Annotated in this window: 12 protein-coding genes; 1 reads left to right on the forward strand and 11 read right to left on the reverse strand. The window is 36.1% G+C overall.

The window, feature by feature from the left end; genetic code table 11:
- Positions 1 to 19: 19 nt before the first annotated feature.
- The 6 genes from AC4BB5_RS12910 to AC4BB5_RS12935 form a co-directional block, all read right to left on the reverse strand.
- Positions 20 to 307: an SHOCT domain-containing protein gene (locus AC4BB5_RS12910; protein WP_490456527.1), complete on the reverse strand. Its 288-nt coding sequence runs from the start codon at positions 305 to 307 to the stop codon at positions 20 to 22.
- 81 nt (positions 308 to 388) lie between these two features.
- Positions 389 to 1,435, reverse strand: coding sequence for a hypothetical protein (locus AC4BB5_RS12915; protein ID WP_490456528.1), 1,047 nt, complete (start codon positions 1,433 to 1,435; stop codon positions 389 to 391).
- Between the two features lie 24 nt (positions 1,436 to 1,459).
- Positions 1,460 to 2,161: a response regulator transcription factor gene (locus AC4BB5_RS12920; RefSeq protein WP_490456529.1), complete on the reverse strand. Its 702-nt coding sequence runs from the start codon at positions 2,159 to 2,161 to the stop codon at positions 1,460 to 1,462.
- A 13-nt stretch (positions 2,162 to 2,174) separates the two neighbouring features.
- Positions 2,175 to 3,638, reverse strand: a complete 1,464-nt coding sequence (locus AC4BB5_RS12925; RefSeq protein ID WP_490456530.1) for a sensor histidine kinase — start codon at positions 3,636 to 3,638, stop codon at positions 2,175 to 2,177.
- Between the two features lie 55 nt (positions 3,639 to 3,693).
- Positions 3,694 to 4,653, reverse strand: coding sequence for a DUF4822 domain-containing protein (locus AC4BB5_RS12930; protein ID WP_490456531.1), 960 nt, complete (start codon positions 4,651 to 4,653; stop codon positions 3,694 to 3,696).
- A gap of 241 nt (positions 4,654 to 4,894) precedes the next feature.
- A complete protein-coding gene (locus AC4BB5_RS12935; protein WP_490456532.1) occupies positions 4,895 to 5,602 on the reverse strand; it encodes a DUF975 family protein in 708 nt (235 codons plus the stop codon).
- Positions 5,603 to 5,958: 356 nt separating this feature from the next.
- On the opposite strand from AC4BB5_RS12935, the gene AC4BB5_RS12940 reads away from it, so the two are divergent.
- Positions 5,959 to 6,438 carry a DUF3955 domain-containing protein gene (locus AC4BB5_RS12940; protein ID WP_490456533.1) on the forward strand — a complete coding sequence of 160 codons (480 nt, stop codon included), beginning with the start codon at positions 5,959 to 5,961 and terminating at the stop codon, positions 6,436 to 6,438.
- A 97-nt stretch (positions 6,439 to 6,535) separates the two neighbouring features.
- On the opposite strand, the gene AC4BB5_RS12945 is transcribed toward AC4BB5_RS12940, so the two are convergent.
- From AC4BB5_RS12945 to AC4BB5_RS12965, 5 genes are all read right to left on the reverse strand, one after another.
- Positions 6,536 to 7,921 (reverse strand): aldehyde dehydrogenase family protein, encoded by a 1,386-nt coding sequence (locus AC4BB5_RS12945; protein WP_490456534.1) that lies wholly within the window; start codon positions 7,919 to 7,921, stop codon positions 6,536 to 6,538.
- Between the two features lie 130 nt (positions 7,922 to 8,051).
- Positions 8,052 to 8,771: a hypothetical protein gene (locus tag AC4BB5_RS12950; RefSeq protein ID WP_490456535.1), complete on the reverse strand. Its 720-nt coding sequence runs from the start codon at positions 8,769 to 8,771 to the stop codon at positions 8,052 to 8,054.
- Positions 8,772 to 8,947: 176 nt separating this feature from the next.
- Complete coding sequence (eno, locus tag AC4BB5_RS12955; protein WP_010763068.1) at positions 8,948 to 10,246, reverse strand: phosphopyruvate hydratase; 1,299 nt, start codon at positions 10,244 to 10,246, stop codon at positions 8,948 to 8,950.
- Between the two features lie 158 nt (positions 10,247 to 10,404).
- The gene (gene tpiA / locus AC4BB5_RS12960; protein WP_490456536.1) at positions 10,405 to 11,160 is read right to left on the reverse strand and encodes a triose-phosphate isomerase; all 756 of its coding nucleotides are present in this window, start codon (positions 11,158 to 11,160) and stop codon (positions 10,405 to 10,407) included.
- A gap of 133 nt (positions 11,161 to 11,293) precedes the next feature.
- Complete coding sequence (locus AC4BB5_RS12965; protein WP_490456537.1) at positions 11,294 to 12,484, reverse strand: phosphoglycerate kinase; 1,191 nt, start codon at positions 12,482 to 12,484, stop codon at positions 11,294 to 11,296.
- Positions 12,485 to 12,545: the final 61 nt, after the last annotated feature.

Raw genomic sequence — 12,545 nt, forward strand, 5'->3', positions numbered from 1 at the left:
CCATCCTCTTTGTTTCTGTCTACTTTTTCAATACTTCTTTTTTATGCAAATACTCTTCTTCTGTGATATTTCCTTTAGCAAATTCTTCATCTAGCACATCTAGTGCTGAAGGTCGAGCCGCTTGTTGAGGTGATTCTGATTGAGTTTTATTGCTTATGTTTGTCGGTTGATTTGTTTTATTTTTCATAAAATAAACAACGCCAATAATCACAACAACTAGTAAGATCCACCAAAATAACCCCATACCAAACATCCCACCTCGCATCATGCCACGGCCTCCGCTAAAAAAATTTGAACAATAACCCATATCTAATCGCTCCTAACCTATTTTTATTTAGTATAAAATGAAAATATGTCAAAAGTGTGTCGAATAATTCGCTGGATTAGGTTAAAGTTCAATGCGCTGAATCAATTTTTGATAAGACGAAAATGAAGGATGCTTTGTAAGCTCACTATTTTCAACTACTAACGTCTGTTGATCAACGATTGCTTTGGTCAAGTGATCGGAAAAAGTCACAAAATCATTTTTTGTTTCCTCATTGTATTCTAAAGAGAAATATTTTGACTGTCGATAATATTTTTTCAGATTCTCTGCAACAATTTTTTCAGGTTGATCTGCAAAGTATTCATCATAACGTGCGCTATCGATTTTTCCATCTGTCACAGTCAATTGTAGTCTTCCAATCAAGCCATTCCCAAAATCTTCAGCGTAACCGATATATTTAGTCTTTGATGGTTGTTTGATTTCATCTGCTAACTCTGCTGCAATTGCCATCAAGCCTTCTCTTGCAGTAGTCGAGGAGCCTTTGACGGTTTCAAAATTTCCCGTTATACGATTTTCCTCTCGCATTTGTCTTTCTACAAACGTGATTCCGTTGACGACCGTTACTAAAGTAGTGTCGGTTCTTGGATTTTGAGCTTGAAAGAACGCATAATCTGAAAGACGTTTATTAGCTCCTGCGTATTTTGATGCGTAGTAATTTTCAGCGCCGTATTCATTAAATTCAACGTGAATGATTTTATGCGTATCGTCGGTAACAATTTCAACTATTCCTTTATTTCCAACATCAAAATACCCATCATTGGTAAAATAATTGCCTTCCATCAAGCCTAATGGCGGTTGATTTGACCAAAACATTTTTTTGAGTTTGTCTTCATAACTATATAAAGGCTTTGGATTTGAGCCAAATGTTGTTTGAGTAGCGCCTGTAACAACATCGTAGTTATAAGAAGTGTTTTCAAAAGATAGTTCATTCACACCTTTTTCCTTTGTCTCCTCACTTGATGAAACTGTCTCTGAGGTAGGTGTATTCACGATGGGTGGTCTTACTGACGTACTCGTTTTTTTCGTATCTGCTCTTTGATCCGGTTTACAAGCTGAAAGACCAACGATACTGCATAAAATGAAAACAGCAAGTAGATAGCTTTTTTTCATAGATATTCTCCTTTTTTTCCGCCACTAAGCGTTAAAGCGATAACCACTGCCCCATATAGTCTCTATCGGAATTTCTGATAATTTTCCTTTTTTTAGCTTTTCTCTAATTCGACCGACATGGACGACAACCGTGTAGATATCACTATCGAGGTCATCCATATCCCAAACTTGACGAAATAACTGTTCTTTCATCCAAACCCGATTCGGATGTTCCATAAAAAATAGCAGTAAATCAAATTCTTTCGTTGTAAAAATGATTTCTTCGCCTAAAACAAATACCCTACGAGCACTTTTATCAATCATTATTTGACCAATTTCTACAATGTCATTCACTTGATCTGTTCTAGTCAATAACTGATAACGCTTGATATGGGCTTGTACACGAGCAACCAATTCACTTGGGCTAAATGGTTTGGTCATATAATCATCTGCACCTAAGCCTAGACCTCTGACTTTATCGATATCTTCTTTTTTAGCAGAAACGATCATTAGCGGGATATTTTTCTTCTCTCTAATGCGACGACAAATCTCAAAGCCATCCATCGAAGGCAGCATGATGTCGATCACGATCAAATCAAAGGATTCATTCAGTGCCCGATTTAGGCCAATCAGTCCATCACTTGCGATCTCTGCTTCCATATGATTGATTTCCAAATAATCTTTTTGCAGTTCCGCAATACTTGCATCGTCTTCGATCAATAAAATACGTGATACTTCGTTTGACATTTGACTGTCCTCCTTAGGCTTTTTTTAATAAGATCGTAACAGTCGTTCCATGATGTAGTTCACTGTCAATCTCGACTTGACCCTCATGCATATCGATAATTTGCTTGACGATAGCAAGGCCTAAGCCACTACCGCCAGTATTCGCTGGTCGCTCTTCTTCTCCTCGATAGAAATGATCAAAAACAAAGGGTAATTGTTCCGCTGAGATGCCTTGCCCATTGTCCGTTACGCGTACTTCCACCATTTCTTGACTTTCAGACACGTCGATTTGGATCAAAAGTGGGCGGTCAGTCGCTTTAAATTTCAAACTATTTTCAATCAAATTGATAAAAACTCGGTTTAATTGCATTCGGTCTGCTAGCACATGGCTCGGGCTTGTTTGGTGATTAGATAATTGAAGCGAAACTTGGTTATCTTGTAACTGAAATTCCTCAATGATATGTTTTAAAAACTCGTTGATATTAATTCGTTCGAAGTGAAAAGGGATTGCCGCTGCATCTAATTTAGAATACAAGAACAGTTCTTCAATCAATTCATTCAAGGAAAGAGCTTTGGTATGGATAGTTTGGAGATATTTAGCTCGCTTTTCTGGAGAATCTGCTACTCCATCCAGTAATCCTTCAACATAACCAATAATTGAGGTAATCGGCGTTTTAAGATCATGAGAAATGCTTGCAACAAGTTCTTTGCGATTATTTTCAAGTTTTGCTTGTTCCTCTGTTGAATAAATCAAGGCTTCCCGCATTTTTTCAAAATCATCTGTCAACTGCTTTACTTCCATGGCTGTTTGTTTTTCAGGCCTGCTCATGGATGCTTCTAATTGACCATTGCTTATAGAAGACATTCCTACACCTAGATTTTCTAAAGGTTTAATGATTGTTTTTTTCAATAAATAATTTAGAAAAAGTAATCCACTAAGTGCCACAAGTAGAATCGTTACGATAATCAAGACGCCCCATTTAGTCATGAATTCTAAAAAATTATTTTCTTTTTTTAAAACTAATAAACTACCTGGAACATGCTCACTAAAATAAAAATCAAATTTCATATAACGATATAAACGACCTGCATTATCAATAGTCCCTTTTGTTTCGATATTATTGTCATCGAATTTAGGAAAATGAACAATCAGTGATTTTTCCACTAGTTCTTGCGAATAATAGGCTATATTTTCTTGTTTCCGTACAACAACTCCTAATGATTCACTTTCAAATTGACTGATCATGTTCTTTAGGTCAGACTCTGGCGCAAGTAGTTGATCTGGATCAGATTTTGCTATCCCACGTAATTTGATATACGCTAATTCTTCCTCTGGACTCAATGAGCGTTGTTCTGTAAATGTTTTATACAAGGTGCTAGGACTAGGGATTTTTCCTGTCGTTACATAAAATACAATACAGATGATTGAAAAAAGTGAAAAGCAAGCAATTGCAATACCCCCAATATATGAAATGAGAAATCGTTTTTTTATTGTCATGTTTTTCTCCTTTCGTTCATTTATTAAGGGAACAATTGCTTTCACTCAGAACATCTTAAAAGCTAAATTCAGGTTTAAACTCACCAGTATAAGGTTCATGCTCTACAAATACAGTGAGATCATTGCCAGCTTGATCTTTCCCCATCCGTTTATACGTAAATTTCTTGTTATTCAGTTCTGTTAATTCTAACGCGGCACCATATTTATTTTGCCCAATGGATACATGCGCTCTAATTTTATTGTGATTCAATACGTCAAAATAACCAAAATCGCCACGGCTAACACCTGTTTCTAAATTGAAAAATTCGTATTTATTTGTATCAGCTGCAAATTTAGCTAAGCTAATAAAATTTTTATTAAACTCCGTTACATCGTTGCCAGATTCATCTACAACTTTCGTGCCGTTCCATAACGTTTTTCCTAAAATTTCAGCACCAGATTTTTTCGTCTCTATTTTTCCTGTAGTTGTATCCAGTGGTTTTTCTTTTTCTGTAAAAGCTAACTCAGTTTTATTATACGGGATATGCTCAACAAATACATCTACTTCATTTCCAGCTTTATCTTTACCTTTTCTTGTGTAGGTAAATTTTTTGTTTGTCAATTCAGTAAGTCCGACAACGGCTTGATAATTCATCGTTTCAGAAATCAGAATACGCTTTGTTCCATCATTTGTAATAAAAAACGTGCCACGATCGCCACGGCTCTCACCAGTATTAGCGTCGAAAAATTCATAGCGTCCTGTCTCAGCATCATATTTTGCTAACCCAATAAAATTAGCGTTTTCTGCCGTTAGATCATTGTTGTCTTTGTCGTAAACTTTGGTTCCTTGCCAATTGGTTTTTCCTAAAATCTTTGTTTCTTTGTCACCTTTATGTTTGTTTTCTTCATGTTTTAGCTGTTGTGTTTGTTGCTTACTGCTATTTTTTGACCCCATAGACTCTTGTGCCCCAACACTGCAACCTGCTAATAATAATACTAAACTTGATACTCCTACGATGATTTTTTTATTGTTCATGATTTCTTGCTCCCTCCTATAATTAGGTAAATCTTTTTATTGCTTATCTTTATTATAAGAAGTCGATATAAACAGGTACTAACAAGAAAATAAACAAATTATAAACAATTCAGTTGACCTATTCTATTGCTTAAAAAAAAGAACCTGGAACATCACTCTACGAGTCATATCCCAGCTTCAAAAAATCCGAATAAACGGTGGAAACAAAAGCAACTCCTTCTGTTCTCATCTCTTAATCGCTTTAAACTGTTGTTGTTTTCGGTAAGTTTTCATAGAATGCAGCTTTTGTTGCACTGATGTATGGCGTTAGCCATAGATAGCCGATTCCTAGTGATAAAATGGCTAAGATATGCCAGCCGATAAAGCTTAAGTCTAACAAAAACAACTGACCTTTATACCCTTTCATTATCTGTCTACTACGCGTAATCGAATTTAGAAAACCTGGACGTACACCAGTTTCTTCATAGGACTCATAATAAACAAAATATGCTTGAGAGTATGAATAACCTTTAATGATTCCTGGAATAATTAAAAGCAGTGACCATAAAAAAATAAAGACAAACATCAATACGTAAATACCAATCAGCCCTAAAATGACCGGTCCTGCAAACCCACGAAAAGCATCTGAGAATGGGCGAATTTCTTGTCTTTTACCTTTTAAAAGATCAAGGAAGGTCCAAGAGATTCCAGCACTAAAAATAGTACCTAAAATACCACCAACAAAACCACCACTCCCGCTTCCAGAGTTACCATCATAACTTGACGGATTATTTAATAGATCTGGATTATTTTGAACGAATGTAATAGTAGGTAATAATAGTAGAAAAAATAAAAGAAGTCCAATTGCAATTGAAATCAACGTCGGCACCAAACACATCAATACACTGTCTTTCCAGCGACCACGCAATATTCCTTTTGCTTCATTTTTTAATTCAGCTCTTGTTTTCATAAAAATTTCCTCCTTTCAATTTATTACAATCAGTATAACAAATAAATAGTTTTTGAAAAAAACATATGCGTTAAACTCCTTTGTTAAATAAGAAATTATAGTGACCCTCGTTTCTACAATAAAAGATACAAATTTTATTACTATACTTGAAATCTGTACAAACGATTTTACTCAAAAATTTAGGGATCATGCTCAAATTTCTATTTATAAATTCTAGGTGCTATAATTTACTCATGAACAACAATACGAAGCAAGAGTTGCTTTCCCCTTATTTAGCAGGGCGCAAGGAATGCTTTCTTGAGAATAATATGATATTCTACTATGCTTGAGATACATCAACGAAAGGAACTTACACTATGGAATTTGGAGATAAGATTAAAGAACTCAGAACAAAAAATCAATTAACACAAGAAAAATTTGCTATTCGTTTAAATGTAACCAGACAAGCAGTATCAAACTGGGAAAATAACCGTAACCTTCCAGATCTTGAACTGTTGATCCTAATTTCTAGTATTTTTCATATTTCGCTTGATGAATTGATTCTAGGAGGAAACAACGTGAATAACATGACCGAAAAATTAATAAAAGATGGCAGCAAAACCAGACGAGCAAAATTAAATATGGTTACAACACTGATTGGAGCCTTTTTACTACTCTTTGGCTGCGCTTGTATTTTCATCAAAGTAAATTCAGTTGAATATATTGATGCCTCAGGTATTCTACATGAAAATTTTTATCTTTTACCTATAGGTTTCTTATTCATTTTCTCTGGGTTAGTTGTTTTTTTGGTTACAGGTATCCGATTTATCTTTGATAATGTTCGTAACAGAAAATAGTCATTGATCATCATAAGCAGAATTAAAGCACAGTCATTTTCAGACTGTGCTTTTTTAGTTTTATTGTTAGTCTATTGTAATGGAGCAAATTGTCATTTTATAATAAACGCTTTAGCCAATCGAATTTTTTCTGATCATAAGGCGGATAAATCAATTTTGCCATCGTGTCTTTTCTACCATAAACAATTGCTTTTTTATGAGAAAAAGTTTCGATACTGTATTTCCCATGATAGTTTCCCATTCCTGATGCTCCTACACCTCCAAAAGGTAAATCATCATTGGCTACATGAATAATGGTTTGATTGATTCCACCACCACCAAAAGAAATCTCATGTAAAATTCGTTTTTGAACATCTCGATCATCTGAAAATAAATAAACAGCTAACGGTTTTTCACCCTCTTTAACAAACGTGATTGCATCATCTAATTGTTGATACGCACAAATTGGTAATAGTGGCCCGAACAACTCTTCTTTCATCAAACTATTCTCTCGGCTTAAGTCAATATCAAATAAACTAGGTGCAACAAATCTTGTCGCACGATCATACTCTCCCCCAAACAGTAGTGAGTCTTGATTTTCGTCGATCAATTGAATAAACTTGTCGATCGCAGGTCCTTGAACAATCCGACCATAATCTGTATTCCCCTGAATCTTTGTTCCATAGAATTCAATGATTTTTTCTTTCAAAGCAATTATCAGTTTGCTTTTAACTTTTTCATCTACTAAAACATAATCCGTTGCAATGCATGTTTGACCTGTATTCAAGAGCTTGCTCCAAATAATTCGTTCAGCAGCTAACTCAATATCCGCTTGCTCTGTAACGATTGCGGGACTTTTACCACCAAGCTCTAAAACAACTGGCGTCAAGTATTTTGCTGCTGCTTCCATTACGATTTTTCCAACTTTAGTACTTCCTGTAAAAAAAATGAAATCCATGCGCTCTTTTAAAACAGATGCATTATCAATTGAATTAGGCGAAAGCACTTTGACATATTCTTCATCGAATATTTCTCCAATAACAGTGCCAATCACTGCAGCCACATTCGGTGTCCTTGATGACGGTTTTACGATTGCACAATTCCCTGCTGCAAGTGCACCGATCAACGGAACTAACGTTAACTGAAGCGGATAATTAAATGGGCCAATAATATAAACTGTTCCAAAAGGTTCTAGAAAAACGGTATTCTTGTTTAATAAAGAGGAGATCGCTCTTGGTTTATTTATAGGTTTCGTCCATTTATCCAGGTTTCTTAACATATCTTTGATTGCAGAAAGAACTAGCCCTAGCTCTGTTGCGTAAACTTCTGCTTGAGGCTTTTTTAGATCTTTTTCAAAGGCCCAGTAAAAATCTTCTTCGTGCTTTTGCACACTTGTTAATAGTTGTTCAAGTTTTTCTTTTCTGAAAGATATTGATTTTGTTTGGTTTGAATTAAAAAAGATACGTTGTTTTTTCATTATTCCTTGGAGATCTAATTGATTCATGGTCTGTCCTCCTCGTTTTATTTTTAGTATAACACCGATTCTTTCTTTTGGATAACCAGGATGGGCAGGAGTACTTATTTCAGAAAGTATTGCTTCTATTTCCACTGTTTATTAGGGTTTTACTTATATGTTAATTAACCACTCTTTCTAAAACCCATGGTCGTGCCGTCCCTTCTGCACCTTCCTTATTTGCAGAAGAACTAAGAATCATTTGAGTCTCTTCGTAGTTAGAAAAGCTATATCTAATCGTTTTATCTTTGTTTAAGTAGTTCAACTCAGATTTCCCAAGTTCAAAGGTCAATGGAATTGTTTCAACATCCAAGTCATTTTCACTTTGCGCGATCAACAACTCCACTTTGTTAGGGTCAAAAGTAGCTCTTACCTGAATATACGCTGGAAAATCTGATTCTGTCGACTTCCATCTTCCTAAAATACTTTCTTTGGATATCTTTCGTGTCTTTTCCAGCTCTATTGGAGCCAAATCTCCACCACTAACTAGATCATTCCCGCTTTGCTCGATTCCATAGCTAGGATAAACAATGATTCCTTCTTCTTTTACTTCAAAAATGTAATGAAATTTTTTATCATTTTTTTGGTGCGTAACGACTCTACTTTCTTCAGTATACTCAATCTCTAGTTTCGTTGAATTAAAAATCAAATTTTTTTCAGCATAAACTATTTTATAGTTTCCATAATCATAACTATTAGCTACCCATGAACCAACTAATCTTTGCACTAGCTTTTCATCAATCCTCTTTTTTGAATTATCTACTTTTCCTTTTTTAGTCATACAAGAAGCTAAAACTATTAAAGTAGTGCAGAGGAATACAACCCTTAAAAATCTTTTCATTTTTTACCATCTCCTTCAAAATAATCTTTTGATCTATTAAGTATAACTGAACCTACTAGTTTATTGAATATGCAAAAAAACACCCCTTGACTAAACAAGAGGTGTTTTTACGTATGAGTATAAGGAGAAAAGATTCAAGAATCAGTTGTCCCTTTTTACTTTATAATCAACTAAAATTATTTGTTTTTTAAGTTGTAGAAAGATTTCAACCCTTTGTATTCAGCAACTTCGCCTAATTGGTCTTCAATTCTTAATAATTGGTTGTATTTAGCAATACGGTCTGTACGGCTTAATGAACCAGTTTTGATTTGACCAGCGTTTGTTGCAACAGCGATATCAGAGATTGTTGAATCTTCTGTTTCACCTGAACGGTGAGATACAACTGCAGTGTAGCCAGCTTCTTTAGCCATTTCGATTGCTTCAAATGTTTCAGTTAAAGTACCGATTTGGTTAACTTTGATAAGGATTGAGTTCGCGATTCCTTTTTCAATACCTTCAGCTAATTTAGTTGTGTTTGTAACGAATAGATCGTCACCAACTAATTGAACTTTGTCGCCTAAAGCAACTGTTAATTTTTTGAAACCATCCCAGTCATTTTCATCTAATCCATCTTCGATTGAGATGATTGGGTATTTCGCACATAACTCTTCGTAGAATGCGATCATTTCTTCAGTTGTTTTTTCGCCTTCGCCTGAATCAGCTAAAACGTAAACACCTTTTTCTTTGTCGTAGAATTCAGAAGACGCAGCATCCATAGCAAGAACGATATCTTTACCAGGTACATAGCCAGCTTTTTCGATTGCTTCGATGATTACTTCGAAACCTTCTTCGTTAGAACCAAGGTTAGGAGCAAAACCACCTTCGTCACCTACAGAAGTAGCTAATCCACGAGCTTTTAAGATTCCAGCTAATGCGTGGAATACTTCAGCACCATAACGTAAAGCTTCTTTGAATGTAGGAGCGCCTACAGGCATGATCATGAATTCTTGGAAGTCGATACTGTTATCAGCATGTGATCCACCATTGATGATGTTCATCATTGGAGTTGGCAATACTTTTGTATTGAATCCGCCTAAGTAGTGGTATAAAGGTACTTCTAGGTAATCAGCAGCAGCACGAGCTACAGCGATTGAAACACCAAGAATAGCGTTTGCGCCTAATTTACCTTTGTTAGGAGTTCCATCTAAATCGATCATTGCTTTGTCGATAGCCATTTGGTCACGTACATCGTAGCCAATGATTGCTTCAGCGATGATGTTATTAACGTTGTCAACTGCTTTAACAACCCCTTTACCTAAGTAACGAGATTTGTCGCCATCACGTAATTCAACCGCTTCGTATTCACCAGTTGAAGCTCCAGATGGAACCATTCCACGACCAAAAGCACCGCTTTCAGTGTATACTTCTACTTCGATTGTTGGGTTACCGCGTGAGTCTAAGACTTCGCGTGCGTAAACATCAGTAATAATTGACATGTTTTGTCTCTCCTTTGAGTTTGTTTTATACTAAGGGGATTCGATTCCCTTAATTATGATTGTAGTGAATAAACGTGCGCTATGCAAACATTTTTTGCATAATTCATAGATTATTCAATGATTTGTCTATTTATTGCGTATATTGTTATAAGCCGTGATTATTTAACAGCATCTAACAAAGCTAAGAATGAGTCAGCTTCAAGGCTCGCTCCGCCGACTAAAGCACCATCAACGTTTTCTTTTGCCATATATTCAGCAATATTTTCTGGTTTTACAGAACCGCCGTATTGGATACGAACAGCTTCTGATACTTCTTTACCGTATAATTTTTCAACTGTTGAACGTACAACACCACAGATTTCATCAGCGATGTTTGCATCAGCAGATTTACCAGTTCCGATTGCCCAGATTGGTTCATAAGCAATAACCATTGAAGATACTTGCTCATTCGATAAACCAACTAAACCATTTGTGATTTGTCCTTCGATCCACTCAGCAGTTTTGCCAGCTTCGTAAGTTTCTAAAGATTCACCACAACAAAAGATTGGTGTCATGTTGTTTGCAAAGATTGCTTTTGCTTTTTTGTTGATGTCTTCGTCTGTTTCGTGAAAGTACTCACGACGTTCAGAGTGACCAATAATTACATATTGAATGCCTAAATCTGCAATAGCAGCTGGAGAGTTTTCACCAGTGAACGCACCTGAGTTTTCCCAGTAGCAGTTTTGTGCAGATAATTGCACTTCAGAATCTTTAAGACTCCAAGCAAGTGGCGCTAAGAATAACGCTGGAGATCCGATTACTGAATCGACAACATCTTTTGATGGGACAGCATTTTTTACTGCTTCAGCAAAGCTTTGCGCTTCTGCTAAAGTTTTGTTCATTTTCCAGTTACCAGCGATGATTGGTTTACGCATGGAAAAGCACATCCTTTTCTTATTATGGTATAGCATAGTTTGGATTGGCATAACCAATCCAGTTTTACAAGCTCGACCTAGCAACATTAATAGATAACAAATGTCAAGGTCTAAACAGCTTGTTCAACTTTTTCTATTTATCGTTAATTGCCGCTAAGCCTGGCAATTCTTTACCCTCTAATAACTCTAAGCTTGCGCCTCCACCAGTTGAGATGTGAGTGAATTTGTCGGCAAAGCCTAATTGGATTGCAGCTGCAGCGGAGTCGCCACCACCAATGATTGTTGTTGCATCTTCTAAGTTTGCGATTGATTCACAAACACCGATTGTTCCATTAGCAAAGTTGCTCATTTCGAATACGCCCATTGGTCCGTTCCAAACAACTGTTTTTGCGCCTTCTAATGCTTGAGCGAATAAAGCAATTGTTTCAGGTCCAATGTCAAGACCCATTTGTCCATCAGGAACATCACCAGAATGTTCTTCTGTTGGTACGTCGTTCGAGAATTCTGCTGCTGTGATTGAATCGATTGGCAAGATTAATTTGTCGCCTGCTTTTTCGATCAATTCTTTTGCTAACGCAACTTTATCTTCTTCTACTAAAGAGTTACCAATGTTCATGCCTTTAGCTTTGTAGAATGTATATGTCATTCCGCCACCGATAAGGATTTTATCTGCTTTAGAGATCAAGTTTTCGATAACACCGATTTTGTCAGAAACTTTTGCGCCACCTAAAATTGCTACAAATGGACGTTTTGGTGCAGTCACTGCTTCACCAACGAATTTGATTTCTTTTTCCATTAAGAATCCAGCAACTGTTGGAATACCAGTTGATGCAATGCCAACGTTAGAAGCGTGCGCACGGTGGGCCGTACCAAACGCATCATTAACAAATACATCGCCTAAAGAAGCCCAGTATTTACCTAATTCAGCGTCATTTCCGCTTTCTTTTTTACCGTCGATATCTTCAAAACGAGTGTTTTCAAACACTAAAACGTCGCCGTCTTTCATGTTATTAACTGCTGTTTCTAATTCAGTACCACGAGTTTCAGGAACGAATGTTACGGATTTACCCAATAATTCGCCTAAACGTTCTGCTACTGGTTTTAGTGATTTGCCAGCTTTATCTTCTTCAGTTTTAACACGACCTAAGTGAGAGAATAAAATTGCTTTCCCACCATTGTCGATTACATATTTTATTGTTGGAAGTGCTGCTACGATACGATTATCGTTCGTAATCACGCCATCTTTCAAAGGCACGTTAAAGTCAACACGTACAAGAACTTTTTTGTCTTTTAAGTCTACATCTTTGATAGTCTTTTTAGCCATTAAAAGTTACTCCTATCTATTTTTGATTTTGAAAAGAATGATTTTCCTTAAACTTATAAAA

Source organism: Enterococcus sp. AMC1252, assembly GCF_058216515.1.